Genomic DNA, 14,843 nt, shown 5'->3' with positions numbered 1-14,843 from the left:
AACAACTTTCGATTGTCATCTGCTTCTGTGGATAAGCCATGGGTTGTTCAAAAGTTGTCCCCAAACTTATTGAGGGCCTGGTTTGGCCCTGCATATTGCCCGGAAACCAGGGGGATATGAGCGCTAAAGGATTCATTTCACACATGGTGGCCGCTCTTCAGCCTTTCAGGGTTTGTTCGAGCACGTGCAGCTGCTGGTTGAGCTCGGTCATTTGCTGGCGCTCTGCAGACATCTTGCGCACGGCGTGCAGCACGGTGGTGTGGTCACGGCCGCCAAAGAGCTCACCGATCTCGGGCAGGCTCTTCTGGGTCAGTTCCTTGGCCAGGTACATGGCGATCTGCCGCGGCCGGGCAATGCTGGCGGGCCGCTTCTTGGAATACATGTCGGCGACCTTGATCTTGTAATAGTCGGCGACCGTCTTCTGGATGTTTTCGACGGAAATCTGGCGGTTCTGGATGGACAGCAGGTCGCGCAGGGCCTCCCGGGCCAGCTGGATGGAGATTTCCTTCAAGTTAAAGCGTGAGTAAGCCAGGATCTTGCGCAGGGCGCCTTCAAGCTCACGCACGTTGGAGCGGACGTTTTTAGCGACAAAGAAGGCGACTTCTTCAGGCATGGAGGCGCCCTCGGCCTCGGCCTTGCGGATCAGGATGGCGACGCGCATTTCGAGCTCGGGCGGCTCGATGGCGACCGTGAGGCCGGAATCGAAGCGAGAAACCAGGCGTTCGTGGATATCCGTCAGACCCTTGGGATAAGTGTCGCTGGTCATCACAATGTGCGACTTTTTGGTCAGCAAGGCCTCGAAAGCGTTGAAAAACTCTTCCTGGGTGCGGTCCTTGTTGGCGAAGAACTGGACGTCGTCAATCAGCAGCAAATCGAGCGAGTGATAACGCTCTTTAAATTCATCAAAAGTCTTGCGCTGGTAAGCTTTAACCACATCTGAAACAAATTGTTCAGCGTGGATGTAGAGAACTTTGGCGGCCGGGTTGTCCGACAACAATTTATTGCCGATGGCGTGCATCAAATGGGTTTTGCCCAGACCGACGCCGCCATATATAAAGAGCGGGTTGTAAAGCTGCCCCAGGCTGCTGGAAACATGCAGCGCGGCGGCGCGGCCCATGCGGTTGGCCGTGCCTTCAATCAGGGTGTCGAAGGTCAGTGCGCTGTTGAGCCGGTTTTTAAACGGCGCGCCGGCGGCTTCTTCAGGAACGCCCAGGCCAATGGGTTCGGGAATTCCTGATCCTTCAAAATTTCGAACCAAAGATGACGACTTGGCGGCTACTTCACGAGGAGCAAGCGCTAACTCAAGAGGGATGCTCTGGCCGGAAACCTTCTCGAGCAGAGCGGAAATCCGGCCGGCGTATTGGGCCCGGACCCAGTCCAGTTTGAAGCGGTTACCCACCAAAACGGTGACTTTGGAGAGGTCGGGCGCGACGTCCACGACCAGAGGGCGGATCCAGGTATTGAACTGCTGTTCAGGCAGTTCCTGGGCCAGATGGTCGACGCAGCTTTGCCACAAATCCTGGCTCAGGTGTTGGACGGATGCCTCGCTCATGGCTGGTTTTGAGGGGGTTGCTGGCCTGGCAAGAGGCGCCGGGCAGCGGGTTGCTGCTTGTGGATATTGTTAATTTTGAGCACCGGTAATTGTAGTCCGGGCGGGGAGTTATCCACAAAATAATTGCTTCGGGTTTCAACCTATTTTCGGGGCCTGATTGTGGTAGTTGGACGGCCCTGAAATGGCCGTCCGGGCGCATCTCAGTCTTTACCCCAAATGGGCGGGCTAACTTGTTGCCAGCGTTGGGAAATCTGCGATAATCATGGGTTTCCCTGATTCGCAGCGGGTTTGCCCGCTTTTGAAAGACTTGCAGAGTTGGTTGTGTTGTACGGCCACCAAGATCATTTGAATCGCCCAACGGAATTTGGCTCTTGATTACCCCAACCGGGTAACCAAGTAAGGCAAAGCAAAAGGCAAAGGGGAGCTTTGTAGCTAACCGGCTAGTAGGACTCAATCATGAAACGCACATACCAACCCTCCAAAGTCAAACGCGCCCGTACGCACGGCTTCCTCACGCGCATGAAAACGCGCGGCGGCCGCGCAGTGATCGCTGCACGCCGCGCCAAAGGCCGCAAGCGCCTGGCTGTATAAGCCTGTTGTTGCTGGCCACCGCAGTTTCTTTGAACTGACGCCTGGCGCTCGTGCAGCGGCTTCAAAACCGACCACAGTTCCAGGCAGTCCTTGCCGGCGCCATTGTTGCAAAAACAACGCACTTCGCATTGCACCGCAATGCGCTGGACGCAAAGCCCGTGCAAGCCGAACCCGGCGAGCTTGTTGATACATCCAGGGCAAGGCCTCTGTTCCCCATCCAGGATGTCTGGCTCGGGGCGATGGTCCCCAAGCGCTGGGCCAAACGGGCCGTGACGCGCAACGCCATCAAACGACAAATCTATACCGTGAGCGCTGATTTTTCGCATCAGTACCCAGAGGCCGCTTATGTGGTTCGCTTGCGGCGTGATTTTTCCCGTAAAGAATTCATCAGCGCCACCTCCGATCAGCTCAAACAGGCTGTTCGCGCCGAGGTCATCGCGCTGATGCAGGCCGGGGTCAAGGCGTCATGAACCCCGTGATCGCCGCTTTCGTCCGCTTGCCGCAGACCGTTTTGATCGGCATCGTCAAAGGCTACCGCCTGCTGCTCAGCCCCTGGCTGGGCTCCGCCTGCCGGTTTGAGCCCACCTGCTCTGCTTATTCTCTTGAGGCGCTGCAACAGCATGGCGCTGCCATCGGCAGCTACCTGACCTTGCACCGCCTGGCCCGCTGCCAGCCCTGGTGCGAAGGCGGGCACGATCCGGTGCCGCCTGCCCCGATTTCACTTTTCTCCCGCCTGGTCACCCCTGTGGCCCCTACCCCTTCTAAAAAGACGCCGTCATGAACGACATCCGCCGCACCATCTTGTGGGTGATTTTTGGTTTTTCCATGGTCCTTCTGTGGGACCAATGGCAGGTTTATAACGGCCACAAGGCGACCTTCTTCCCCTCAGCCACGCAGAGCGCCAAAGCGCCCGCCGCCGGCGCGCCCGCTTCAGCGCCGGTTGCCGGTGCTGCCGCTTCTTCGGTGCCCGCGCCCCAGGCTGTCAATGCAACGCCGGCAGGCCCTGGTGCGGTGCCCACAGGCGCTGCGACCCCGGCAGCTGCGATCACCCGCGAACGTGTGGTGGTGAGCACCGATGTGCTCACGCTGACCTTCGACAGCGAAGGCGGCACCCTGGTGCACTCGACTTTCAGCAAATACAAGGAAGAAGCCAAGAAGGACGAAGGCTTTGTGCTGCTGGATGAAAGCGCCCACCGCGTTTATGTGGCGCAGACCGGCCTGGTCACGGCGCCTGGCACGACCGGAAGCTTTCCTACCCACAAAACACCGATGAAGCTGGTTCCTGGCGAGCGTTCGCTGAAGGAAGGCCTGAACGAGCTCGAGGTCAAGTTCGAGTCCGCAGACGTCGGCGGCCTCAAGCTGGTGAAGACCTATACGCTCAAGCGCGGTGCTTACGACATTGCCGTGCGCCACGACATCGTCAATACCGGCGCGGCCGCGGTGTCGCCGCAGCTGTACCTCCAGCTGGTGCGTGACGGCAACAAGCCGCCCGGAGAGTCTTCTTTCTATTCCACCTTCACCGGCCCGGCTATCTATACCGAAGCCAAGAAGTACCAGAAGGTGGAATTCAAGGACATCGAAAACAACAAGGTCGACGTCGAAAAGCAGGCAAGCAACGGCTATATCGCCATGGTGCAGCACTACTTTGCAACCGCCTGGATACTGCCGGATGGCCTCAAGCGCGACCTGCTGTTCCAGAAGGTTGCCAACAACCTGTACTCCGTCGTCATGATCACCTCGCTGGACAGCATTGCGCCCGGCGCGACCAAGACCGTTGACGCGAAGTTCTTTGTAGGCCCCCAGGAAGAAAAAACGCTGGAAGCCATTGCCCCCGGCCTCGAACTGGTCAAGGACTATGGCTGGCTCACGATTCTGGCCAAGCCCCTGTACTGGCTGCTCGACAAGCTGCACGGCTTTATCCAGAACTGGGGTTGGTCCATCGTGGCGCTGGTGCTGCTGCTCAAGATCGCCTTCTACTGGCTCAATGCCAAGGCCTACGCCAGCATGGCCAAGATGAAGGCCATCAACCCCAAGATCATGGAAATGCGCGAACGCCTGAAAGACAAGCCGCAGGAAATGCAGCAGGCGATGATGAAGATTTACAAGGAAGAAAAGGTCAACCCGATGGGCGGCTGCTTCCCCATCATGATCCAGATCCCGGTGTTCATCGCGTTGTACTGGGTGCTGCTATCCAGCGTTGAAATGCGCAATGCGCCCTGGATCTTGTGGATCCATGACCTCTCGGCGCCGGATCCTTTCTTCATCCTGCCTGTTCTGATGACGCTCACGACCATGCTGCAGACGGCGCTCAACCCCGCGCCGCCGGACCCGATGCAGGCCAAGCTGATGTGGTTCATGCCGCTGATCTTCAGCGTGATGTTCTTCTTCTTCCCGGCCGGCCTGGTGTTGTACTGGATTACCAACAACATCCTGTCCATCGCGCAGCAGTGGGTGATCAACACACGCATGGGCGTGCCGCCACAGTTCAACTTGCCGAAATTCAAGTAAACGGCGGGTGCGTCTAAAAAATTGGGCCGCTTCGCGGCCCTTTTTCTTGGGAAATAGCGGACGTGCCGCCTCTAAAGGCCAACATTCTGTTTGCCCCTTAACATCTTGTTTTAATGCTGGCCCGACACCACGACCCCATTGTTGCGATCGCCACAGCGCCTGGCCGTGGCGCTGTAGGCATCGTGCGCGTCTCCGGCAAAGATGTAGCGCCCGTGATTGCGGCCGTGTGCGGCCGAAATCTGCAAGCGCGCCAGGCGACTTACCTGCCCTTTCGCGACGCGCAGGCGCAAGTGATCGATCAGGGCCTGGCCATCCATTTCCCGGCGCCGCATTCCTACACCGGCGAAGACGTGCTGGAGCTACAAGCCCATGGCGGACCGGTGGTACTACAACTACTGCTGGCGCGCTGCCTGGAGGCCATGCCGCAGCTGCGTGTGGCGCAACCAGGCGAATTCACCGAGCGGGCTTTCCTCAACGACAAAATCGACCTCGCACAAGCCGAAGCGATTGCTGATCTGATCGACGCCAGCACCGAGACAGCGGCCCGCTCGGCCGCGCGCTCCATGTCTGGCGAGTTCTCGCTGGCGGTCAACACGCTGCTTGAGCAGTTGATCCACCTGCGCATGCTGGTGGAAGCCACGCTGGATTTCCCCGAAGAGGACATCGACTTTCTGCAAAAGGCCGATGCCAAAGGGCAGCTCGAGCGGCTGCAGGCAACGCTTGCAAGCGTGATGCAGCGCGCAACGCAAGGCGCGATCCTGCGCGAAGGCATCAAAGTGGTGATCGCCGGTCAGCCCAACGCCGGCAAGAGCTCGCTGCTCAATGCGCTGGCGGGCGCCGAACTCGCCATCGTCACACCCATTGCAGGCACCACGCGCGACAAGGTCTCGCAGCTGATTCAGATCGAAGGTGTGCCGCTTCACGTGGTGGACACCGCCGGCTTGCGCGAAGCACTGGATGAGGTGGAGAAAATCGGTGTTGAACGCGCGTGGGCCGAGATCGAAAGCGCCGATGCGGTGCTGTTCCTGCACGATCTGACGCGGCAGGAAAACGCGCGCGACAAACAGGACGCTATTAATTACATAGCGGCTGACGCACGAATAGCGGGCGTCCTGAGCCAAAAGCTGCCACAAGGCACGGCGGTTATCGATGTCTGGAACAAATCGGACCTGGCCAATGAGGCAACCCTGAAAAACACGTCAGGCGGGGTATTCATTTCTGCCAAGACCGGCGCCGGCCTGGAGGCACTGCGCCAACAGCTCCTGCAGGTGGTGGGATGGCAGGCCGCGCCTGAAGGCGTGTTCATGGCGCGCGAACGCCACGTGCGTGCGCTGCTGCAGGTCGAGCAGCAGCTCACCAAGGCACACGCGCAGATTGGAGCGGAGCAGCCGGCGCTGGACCTTCTCGCCGAGGATTTGCGCCAGGCGCAACTTCACCTCAGCGAGATCACCGGGGCCTTCACGCCGGACGACTTATTGGGCGAAATTTTTTCCAGATTCTGTATTGGAAAGTAGTAAACCCGCGACAAGCGGGCACTGCATGAGGACAAGCGGTGCCGCGATGCCAAAAACGCGTAAAAACGGTCAAAAATGGCTTTCTGTCGAGGAGAAATTACAACTCCGGATTTCCTGTATCAGGTGTAAGTGGGCGTTAAAGTCCCTTGTCGGCCTTGTAGTGCGAAGGTATCTTCCGTCCCACTATGAACGCTCCACTACCCGCCGCCATCCGTTTTGACATCCAGGGCCTGGCCCAAGCGATCTTGCACTGCCACGCCAGTGATGCATTGCGTTGTCAATTCAACCAGCCGCACTGGGACATCCTGGCCAGCTACATGCAGCCGTTTGCCCTGAACAGTGGCCAGGTGCTGATGGAGCAAGGTGCACTGGACCGCACGCTTTATTTCGTCGAAAGCGGCACGCTCAGCGTTCACTATGAAGACGAAAAAGCGCGTGTACGGATGGCCCTGGTTGGTGCCGGTACGGTGCTCGGTGAAGGCGCATTCTTCTCGCACATGCCGCGCAGCGCGACGGTGCATGCCTCCACGCCATGCAAGCTCTGGTGCCTGACGCCGATGCGCTTTCTTGAAATGGCCAACCGGCACAGCCCGATCGCGCTGGAGCTGACCATGGCCATGGGCTCGGTCATGGCCAAACGCCTTTACAACCGCCCCAAGCGCGTCGCGGTGACCTGACATACCGATCGGGCCGGGGCTGCTGGCGCAGTCATCTGACAACCGGACCCTGATTCTGGCTCTCAAACGGCAGGCGCTTAAATAGCGTCAAACCTGTGGTGGCCGTGATTTTTTACCAGACAGCCGCGCGTGTGATTCGATAAAGTAATCTGCAATATAAATCCGCTGGAAACAACAGCGGTGACGATTTGCCATATTGCTTACTGACATCCCTGCGCGCATTGGTACAAAATGCGAATTCATCACGAGAATACCCATGTCTTTTTTAAACTGGTTTTCTGGCAAGTCAAGCCAGTCCCCCAAATTTGCCGCTAACGAAGGGCAAAGACGCGCCGGTGCCACGGGGCGTGACAGGTCTTCCCCCGCTTCGGTTCCGTCGCGTTTGCCGACAGAGGGCGCCACGCCAGCCGAAACCGGAAAGCTCAAGCGCCATGCCCGCCGCGAACAGCTGTATGTCGCGATTCGTGAAGCCATGACCCGCGCCGGCGTGCTGTCTGCCAGCTACAAATTCAAAGTGCTCTCACTGGACCAGCGCGGCAACGAGTTCATCGTCATGATGGATCTGGCCAAGGCGTTTAACGGCCAGCCCGAGCAGCTCGGCGAGATTGAAACCCTGATCGTGCAAAACGCCAGGGCGCGGTTTGAGATCACGGTTCCTGCGGTCTATTGGCGTATGGACGAAATGATTGCTGTGAGCAAACCCGCCCCCTTGAGCGCCCATGACGCCGCGCAGCCGGCTTCGCAGGGGAATGCCGCGGCGCCCGCGCCGGCCAAGCCGCCCGCCCCACGTTATGAGCCCATCCAGGCCGACGAGGTAGCCGCTTTCAAGCAGGCACTGCTGGCGGCTTCCGCTGAAGGTCCTGCTGTCGCGCCTGAGAAGGGTGTCAAAGTCACGAGCGGCCCGCGTTCACCGCGTTCATACACGCTGCTCACGGGCTTTGAAGACACCGAGATGCCCGAGTCGAACTCGCCGGCGCTGAGCAGCACGCAGTACGGCGACTTGATCTGAAACTCCGGTTGTTTCTGGCTTAGGCCGTTCGAGTGTTGAGTCCGGCCTGGCCTTCACCGCCGAGCCGTTCAATGCCCGGCAAAATCAATCAAGGTGAACAAGGGCAGGTTGGCTTCGCGCAACCTGGCCGACCCGCCAAGCTCCGGCAAATCCACAATCGCAGCGCCTTCCGTCACGGTCGCGCCCAGCTTTTCCAGCAGCTTCTTTCCCGCCATCATGGTTCCGCCTGTGGCGATCAGGTCATCGATCAGCAGAACCCTGTCGCCGGGCTTGACGGCATCGGTGTGCAATTCCACCGTAGCGCTGCCGTACTCCAGCTCGTAGGTTTCCTGCACGGTCGAAAAAGGCAGCTTGCCTTTCTTGCGGATCGGTACAAAACCGACGTTGAGTTCATAGGCCACAACGGCCCCCAAAATAAACCCGCGCGCATCGAGCCCCGCCACCACATCGGGCCGCAGCGCCGGGTCCATGTAGCGGTGCACAAAAGCATCAATCAGCACACGAAACACTTTCGGGTTTTGCAGCAGCGGCGTGATGTCGCGAAACTGCACGCCCGGCGCGGGCCAGTCAGGCACGGTGCGAATGTGGTTCTTCAGGTACTGGCTGACGGTCTGGTGGTTGAGGCTGTTCAGGTCGGGCATGGTGTCTCCAAAGTGGCGGCGCGCCCGTATTGTGCCGTTCGCATCAGGAATGAACGGCTCAGGCCGGACGGCCGCGCAGCAGTTTTTCTTCGGCCTTGGCAAGGGCCTCTGGCTTGCCCGACAGCACGAGTGTGTCGCCGCCCTCCAGCAAGGCCTCATCGTGCGCCGCCACGGCCTTGCCGGTACTGCGGCGCATACTCACCACGCGCACACCGCCGGCTTCCAGCGCCATGGCGCTCAGGGGCTTGCCCAGGGACTTGATCCCCAGCGGAAGCGTGACGTTGGAGAGGCGCTCCTGCTCCAGTTCATTGACCGTGTCGTCGTCCGCACCGCGGAAATAGCCGCGCAGCAGGTTGTAGCGGGCGTCGCGCTGGTCTTGCACCACGCGGATCACTCGGCGCATGGGCACGCCCACCAGTGCCAGCGCGTGGCTGGCCAGCATCAGGCTGCCCTCGATGGCTTCCGGCACGACTTCCGTGGCGCCGGCGGTCTGCAGCTTCTCCAGGTCGTGGTCGTCCACGGTGCGCACAATCACCGGCACCGTGGGTGCATGGGCGCGCGTGTTGGCCAACACCTTCAGCGCGCTGGCCGTGTCCAGGTAGGTGATGACCACCGCACTGGCGCGGGCCAGGCCCGCCGCCATCAGGGCCTGCAGCCGCACCGCGTCGCCGAACACCACGGAGTCGCCGGCGGCGGCGGCTTGCCGCACTCGGTCGGGGTCCAGGTCCAGCGCCATGTACTGGATGCCTTCGCGCTCCAGCATGTGGCCCAGGTTCTGGCCGCAGCGGCCGTAGCCGCAGATGATCACGTGCTTGTTGGCATTGATGGATTTGCGCGCGATGGTCGTCATCTGCAGCGACTGTTGCAGCCATTCGCTGGAGACCAGCTTCATCACAATGCGGTTGCTGTACATGATGATGAAAGGCGTGGCCAACATCGACAGCACCATGCTCGCCAGGATAGGGTTGAGCAAGGCGGGCGGCACCAGGCTGTTTTGCTGCGCCAGCGTGAGTAGCACAAAACCGAACTCGCCGGCCTGCGCGAGATACAGGCCCGTACGCAGGGAAACACCGGCCGTTGCGCCCAGTGCGCGGGCCAGCGCCGTCACCAGCAACAGCTTGAACAGCACGGGCAGCGTCATCAGCAGCAGCACCAGGGGCCAGCGCTCAAGCACCAGCCGCCAGTCCAGCAGCATGCCGATACTGATGAAGAAGAGGCCCAGCAGGACATCGTGAAACGGGCGTATGTCGGTTTCGACCTGGTGTTTGTATTCCGTCTCGGAAATCAGCATGCCGGCGATGAAGGCGCCCAGCGCCAGGCTGAGCCCCGCCCGCTCGGTCAGCCAGGCCAGGGCCAGCGTGACCAGCAGCAGGTTCAGAACAAACAGCTCTTCGCTTTTGCGCCGCGCCACGATGGTGAGCCACCAGCGCATGACGCGCTGGCCGCCGGTGAGCAGCAGGCCGACCAGGACAGTCGCCTTGAGCCCGGCGATCGCCAGCGCCAGGAACAGCGTGTCGGCCGGCGCACCCAATGCGGGAATCAGCACCAGCAAAGGCACCACGGCCAAATCCTGGAACAGCAGCACGCCCATGACGCGCTTGCCGTGCTCCGACTCCAGCTCCAGCCGCTCCGACAGCAGCTTGACGACGATGGCCGTGCTGCTCATCGCAATCGCGCCGGACAAGGCCAGTGCGGTTTGCCAGCCCATCTTCCAGAGGGTGGGCGCCAGGCTGGCCAGAAAGAGCGAGCCCACCGTGGCCAGCACGATGGTCAGCACGACCTGCAGCAGGCCCAAGCCAAACACGTGGCGCCGCATGGAGCGCAGCTTGGGCAGGTTGAATTCGAGCCCGATCACGAACATCAGGAACACCACGCCGAACTCGCCCAGGTGCCGGATGCTGTCGGAGTTTTGCGCCAGCGCCAGCGCGTTGGGCCCGATAACAACCCCCACAGCGAGATAGCCGAGCATGGGCGGCAACTTGAGCGAGCGGCATGCGACCACGCCCAGCACGGCGGCCAGCAGGTACAAAAGGGTCAGCTCAAGCGCACTCATGCTTCGATGGTAGCCGAGGAAGATGCAATTACCTTGGCGGCTTTCTACTCGGGAAAGGCCGCTGGCGCGGCCTCTGGCGAGCCGCCGTGGCCCGCGTAGGCCTTTGCCCGCCTCTATAGAATGCAGCCATGAACCTTGAAGCCGTGAAATTTGATACCGGGCAGGTGCTGAGCCTTGCCCGCAAGACCTTTGAGATAGAAGCGGCGGCCGTTCAGGGTTTGGCCGGACGCGTAGGCCCCGAGTTTGCCGAGGCCGTCAAGCTGATGCTGGCGTGCACTGGCCGTGTGGTGGTCATGGGCATGGGCAAAAGCGGCCACATCGGCCGCAAGATCGCCGCCACGCTGGCATCCACCGGAACGCCCGCGATGTTTGTGCACCCTGCCGAAGCCAGCCACGGCGACCTGGGCATGATCACCGGCCAGGATGTGGTGCTGGCGATCTCCAACAGCGGCGAAAGCGAAGAGCTGACATCCATCCTGCCGGTGCTGAGCCGCCAGGGCGTGCCGATGGTGGCCATTACCGGCGGGATGCAATCCGCGCTGGCCCGCCACGCCCGCGTCGCGCTCGACAGCAGCGTGGCGCAGGAAGCCTGCCCCCTCAATCTGGCACCGACTGCCAGCACCACGGCGCAGCTCGCCCTGGGCGATGCGCTGGCGGTGGCTTTGCTGGAAGTGCGCGGCTTCAAGGAAGAAGACTTTGCCCGTTCGCACCCGGGCGGCGCATTGGGCCGCAAGCTGCTGACGCATGTGAGTGACGTGATGCGCAGCGGCGACGCAGTGCCTAAGGTGCCGCCGGACACCGCTTTCCCGGACCTCATGCGCGAGATGAGCGGCAAGGGGCTGGGCGCTTCTGCCGTGGTCGACGGCGCACAGCGTGTGTTGGGCATCTTTACCGATGGTGATTTGCGCCGCCTGGTTGAAAAAGGCGTCGACTTGCGCAGCAGCAAGGCGGGCGATGTGATGCACGCCAACCCGCGCACCGTGCGGCCGGACGCGCTGGCGGTCGAGGCGGTTGCGCTGATGGAGCAATACCGCATCACCAGCGTGCTGGTTGTCGATGAAGCCGGCGTGCTGTGCGGCGCGCTCAACACCAATGACCTGATGCGCGCCAAAGTCATCTGATGGCGCATCAGTCCGATTCCATGCCACTGCCAGCCCCTGCCCTGAATTTCGCGCCGGAGCTGCTGCTGCGCGCGCAAGGTGTGAAAGTGGCTTTTTTTGACGTGGACGGTGTGCTCACGGACGGTGGCCTGTATTTCTCTGAGTACCCCGACGGCCATGAACTGGCTCTGGCGCCTGGCGGATACCGGGCCGCAGGCGAGATCATCAAGCGCTTCAACACCCTGGACGGTCACGGCCTGAAGCTGTTGCAAAAGGCGGGCATTACCCCGGTGGTCATCACCGGCCGGGACAGCCACGTGCTGCGTGCGCGCCTGCAGGCGCTGGGCATCACGCACGCGCATTTCGGCACCGAAGACAAGCGCCCCGCGGCCGAAATCACCCTGCAGGCCCTGGGCCTGGACTGGTCTGCCGCCGCCGCCATGGGCGACGACTGGCCCGACCTGCCGGTGATGGCCCGCGCAGCGCTGAGCTGCGCGCCGGCCAATGCGCATGCGGAAGTGCGGGCCCGCGCGCACCATGTCACGCAGGCAGCGGGCGGCCACGGCGCAGCGCGCGAATTTTGCGACGTGTTGCTGGTGGCCAGCGGGCGCTACGCCGGGCTGCTGCAGGAGTACAGCGCATGAGCACCGCCCTGCAGGGGGGCGCCCCGGGCCGCGCAGGCCCTGTGCGCCAGTTGAAAAACGCCTGGCGGCGGTTTCTGCGTGTGTGGGACAGCATGGCCATCTACATGCCCTTGCTGATGATGGGCGCGCTGGCGCTGGGCACCTACTGGCTGGTGCGTAATACACCCATTTTCAGCACGCCCGAGCCGGCCAAAGAGGCGAGCCACGACATTGACTATTTCATGCGCAAGTTCACCGTGAAAACGTTTGACGAAGGCGGGCAGCTCAAGAGCGAGATCTATGGCATTGAAGCCCGGCATTTCCCCGACACCGACATCCTGGAAATCGACCAGGCACGCATCCGCAGCATCGGCATTGAAGGGCGCGTCACCACTGCCACGGCCAATCGTGCCTACACCAATGGCGACGGCTCAGAGGTGCAGCTGACGGGCAATGCCCTGGTGGTCAGAGAGGCGACCAGGGACGCCAGCGGAAAGGAAACGCCGCGCATGGAGTTTCGTGGCGAGTTTCTGCACGCCTTTTTGAACGACGAACGCGTCAAGTCGCACAAGCCCGTGCTGCTCATCCGTGGCACCGACCAGTTCACCGGCGACACCTTTGCTTATGACAACCTGGACCAGGTGGCCAACCTGAATGGCCGCGTGCGGGGAATCCTGGTTCCCCGGTCTGCCGCCAATACGGCCGGCCTCCCGACACTGAGCCTGCCGGCGCCGGCAAGCCCTGCGGCAAAACCGGCAGGCAGCGATCCGGCCGCCCGCTAACGCGCTGCCAAGTTTTCAACCCACACGGCCCACTATGTCCAGACTCGTATTCATTACCGGCGCGTCCAGCGGCATCGGTCAGGCGCTGGCCATGCGCTTTTATTCGGCGGGCTATCGCCTGGCGCTTGCCGCCCGCCGGACGGCGGAAGTCCAGGCCTGGGCTGAGGCAAACGCCATCAGCGCCGGGCGGTTTCAGGTTTACAGCGCTGATGTGTCCGACGTCGACAGCATCGTGGCGGCGGGCCAGACCTGTGTTGCGGCGCAGGGCGTGCCGGACGTGGTGATCGCCAACGCGGGCATCAGCATCGGCATGGACACCTCGGTGCGTTCTGACCTGGACGTCATGGCGCAGACCTTCGCCACCAACAACATCGGCGTAGCCGCCACGTTTCATCCCTTTATGGCGGGCATGGTGGCGCGGGGCTCCGGCACCCTGGTGGGCATCGGCAGTGTGGCCGGCATACGCGGGCTTCCCGGCCACGGCGCCTATTGCGCGAGCAAGGCGGCCGTCATCAGTTATTGCGAAAGCCTGCGCGGCGAGCTGCGCCCCAGCGGCGTGAAGGTGGTGACGATCTGCCCGGGCTATATCGACACGCCGCTGACCCAGGAAAACCGTTACGCCATGCCCTTTTTGATGAAGGCCGACGTGTTTGCCGAAAAAGCTTTCGCCACCATCCAGGCGGGGCATAGCTACCGGGTGATTCCCTGGCAAATGGGTGTGGTGGCCAAGCTGCTGCGCCTGCTGCCCAATGCGGTGTTTGACAAGGCTTTGTCGGGCCGCGCGCGCAAGCACCGCCAGGGTGAGCGCTGACCGGCTGCTTGAAGGCTTCTGGAGGCGGTGCGTTACCCGCTATCAAAACAGGAGCTGCTGGCGCCCATATTTATTGGGCTACAAAGCAAAAAGGCTTCAAAACCGAAGTCTTGAAGCCTTTCAAGCGCTCTTCAACCAGAGGCTGAAGAGAGGGTTCAGCAGGGCTTAGTAGCCGCCGCGTCCACCACCGCCGCCGCCGGAACGGCCACCGCCGCTACCGCCGCCGCCGTATGGGCTGCGGAAACCGCCGTCGCTACCGCCGCCGCCGGAGCGACCACCGCCGCCACCGCCGCCGTAACCACCGCCACCACCACCACCACCGTAGCCGCCACCACCGCCGCCGCCGAAGCCGCCGCTACGTGGAGGACGTGCTTCCATTGGGCGGGCTTCGTTCACGACAACGCTACGGCCGCCCAGAGGCTGGCCGTTCATGCCGTTGATAGCTGCCTGGGCTTCTGCATCGCTGCCCATTTCGACAAAGCCAAAGCCTTTGGAGCGACCCGTGTCGCGTTCCATCATGACTTTAGCGCTGGTGACAGCGCCGAATTGGCCAAAAGATTGTTGCAGGTCTTCGTCGCGGACCGAGTACGGCAGGTTGCCGACGTAAAGTTTGTTGCCCATGAAGGGACTCCTCTAAAACACAAAAACAAAAGCGATGGGGTCCCGAAAGCACAACAAATCTTGATACGTACCGCTGTAGCGCGCGAAACTGACCGATCACCTAACGTGTGCGAATGTTGACACCCGCACCAGCATATTATGCTTCAGTTATCCAAAACACAATCCACTATCGTTACTACCTAGACCGCGCCAGCCCGCATGAATGCTGGGTTTCAGGGCCGTTCGGCATATCGGCGCCGCAGCCGGATCCTTTGCGGACCCGCATGCGCCTGGCCCGGTTTTAGCGCAAAAACCGCCGTGTTCTTAAGTCGAACCGCTTACGCCGGCTGCCATGCCTGGCATCACCGAATATCCGCTCACT

At 61.5% G+C, this 14,843-nt stretch carries 15 protein-coding genes; 11 read left to right on the top strand and 4 right to left on the bottom strand.

The annotated features are described in order from the left end of the window. Window positions 1-157 precede the first annotated feature (157 nt). Window positions 158-1,552: a chromosomal replication initiator protein DnaA gene (gene dnaA / locus BM408_RS10665; RefSeq protein ID WP_092129818.1), complete on the bottom strand. Its 1,395-nt coding sequence runs from the start codon at window positions 1,550-1,552 to the stop codon at window positions 158-160. A 456-nt stretch (window positions 1,553-2,008) separates the two neighbouring features. Here dnaA and rpmH point away from each other — a divergent pair, with 456 nt between their 5' ends. The 7 genes from rpmH to BM408_RS10630 all read left to right on the top strand — a co-directional run bounded on the left by rpmH (window position 2,009) and on the right by BM408_RS10630 (window position 7,851). Then, the gene (gene rpmH / locus BM408_RS10660) at window positions 2,009-2,143 is read left to right on the top strand and encodes a 50S ribosomal protein L34 (protein ID WP_007862708.1); all 135 of its coding nucleotides are present in this window, start codon (window positions 2,009-2,011) and stop codon (window positions 2,141-2,143) included. A gap of 50 nt (window positions 2,144-2,193) precedes the next feature. After that, complete coding sequence (locus BM408_RS10655) at window positions 2,194-2,613, top strand: ribonuclease P protein component (protein WP_092129816.1); 420 nt, start codon at window positions 2,194-2,196, stop codon at window positions 2,611-2,613. Beyond that, on the top strand, window positions 2,610-2,924 hold the full coding sequence (yidD, locus tag BM408_RS10650; protein ID WP_092129814.1) for a membrane protein insertion efficiency factor YidD: 315 nt from the start codon (window positions 2,610-2,612) through the stop codon (window positions 2,922-2,924). The genes BM408_RS10655 and yidD overlap by 4 nt, the downstream gene beginning before the upstream one ends. After that, window positions 2,921-4,651, top strand: coding sequence for a membrane protein insertase YidC (yidC, locus tag BM408_RS10645; protein WP_092129811.1), 1,731 nt, complete (start codon window positions 2,921-2,923; stop codon window positions 4,649-4,651). Before yidD ends, yidC begins: the two co-directional genes overlap by 4 nt. A gap of 113 nt (window positions 4,652-4,764) precedes the next feature. After that, a complete protein-coding gene (mnmE, locus tag BM408_RS10640; protein ID WP_092129809.1) occupies window positions 4,765-6,165 on the top strand; it encodes a tRNA uridine-5-carboxymethylaminomethyl(34) synthesis GTPase MnmE in 1,401 nt (466 codons plus the stop codon). 185 nt (window positions 6,166-6,350) lie between these two features. Continuing rightward, complete coding sequence (locus tag BM408_RS10635) at window positions 6,351-6,842, top strand: Crp/Fnr family transcriptional regulator (RefSeq protein ID WP_092129807.1); 492 nt, start codon at window positions 6,351-6,353, stop codon at window positions 6,840-6,842. Between the two features lie 256 nt (window positions 6,843-7,098). Further along, window positions 7,099-7,851: a hypothetical protein gene (locus BM408_RS10630; protein WP_092129805.1), complete on the top strand. Its 753-nt coding sequence runs from the start codon at window positions 7,099-7,101 to the stop codon at window positions 7,849-7,851. 68 nt (window positions 7,852-7,919) lie between these two features. Here the strand turns inward: BM408_RS10630 and BM408_RS10625 are convergent, their stop codons facing one another. Together BM408_RS10625 and BM408_RS10620 are read right to left on the bottom strand one after the other, a co-directional pair. Then, window positions 7,920-8,492, bottom strand: coding sequence for an adenine phosphoribosyltransferase (locus BM408_RS10625; protein ID WP_092129803.1), 573 nt, complete (start codon window positions 8,490-8,492; stop codon window positions 7,920-7,922). Window positions 8,493-8,550: 58 nt separating this feature from the next. Then, the gene (locus tag BM408_RS10620) at window positions 8,551-10,545 is read right to left on the bottom strand and encodes a monovalent cation:proton antiporter family protein (protein WP_092129801.1); all 1,995 of its coding nucleotides are present in this window, start codon (window positions 10,543-10,545) and stop codon (window positions 8,551-8,553) included. Between the two features lie 128 nt (window positions 10,546-10,673). On the opposite strand from BM408_RS10620, the gene BM408_RS10615 reads away from it, so the two are divergent. Genes BM408_RS10615 through BM408_RS10600 form a run of 4 tightly spaced genes read left to right on the top strand, consistent with a single transcriptional unit; the run spans window position 10,674 to window position 13,861 of the window. Continuing rightward, window positions 10,674-11,666, top strand: a complete 993-nt coding sequence (locus BM408_RS10615) for a KpsF/GutQ family sugar-phosphate isomerase (RefSeq protein ID WP_092129800.1) — start codon at window positions 10,674-10,676, stop codon at window positions 11,664-11,666. Between the two features lie 20 nt (window positions 11,667-11,686). Continuing rightward, window positions 11,687-12,289 carry a KdsC family phosphatase gene (locus BM408_RS10610; RefSeq protein WP_092130069.1) on the top strand — a complete coding sequence of 201 codons (603 nt, stop codon included), beginning with the start codon at window positions 11,687-11,689 and terminating at the stop codon, window positions 12,287-12,289. Continuing rightward, window positions 12,286-13,050, top strand: a complete 765-nt coding sequence (lptC, locus tag BM408_RS10605) for an LPS export ABC transporter periplasmic protein LptC (protein ID WP_092129798.1) — start codon at window positions 12,286-12,288, stop codon at window positions 13,048-13,050. The genes BM408_RS10610 and lptC overlap by 4 nt, the downstream gene beginning before the upstream one ends. A 34-nt stretch (window positions 13,051-13,084) precedes the next feature. Then, a complete protein-coding gene (locus BM408_RS10600) occupies window positions 13,085-13,861 on the top strand; it encodes an SDR family oxidoreductase (protein WP_092129796.1) in 777 nt (258 codons plus the stop codon). Window positions 13,862-14,026: 165 nt separating this feature from the next. On the opposite strand, the gene BM408_RS10595 is transcribed toward BM408_RS10600, so the two are convergent. Next, window positions 14,027-14,482 carry an RNA recognition motif domain-containing protein gene (locus BM408_RS10595; RefSeq protein WP_092129794.1) on the bottom strand — a complete coding sequence of 152 codons (456 nt, stop codon included), beginning with the start codon at window positions 14,480-14,482 and terminating at the stop codon, window positions 14,027-14,029. Window positions 14,483-14,843 lie beyond the last annotated feature (361 nt).

It is taken from the genome of Polaromonas sp. YR568 (assembly GCF_900116715.1).
Taxonomy (GTDB): domain Bacteria; phylum Pseudomonadota; class Gammaproteobacteria; order Burkholderiales; family Burkholderiaceae_C; genus Polaromonas.
This window is presented reverse-complemented; position numbering and strand designations above follow the sequence as displayed.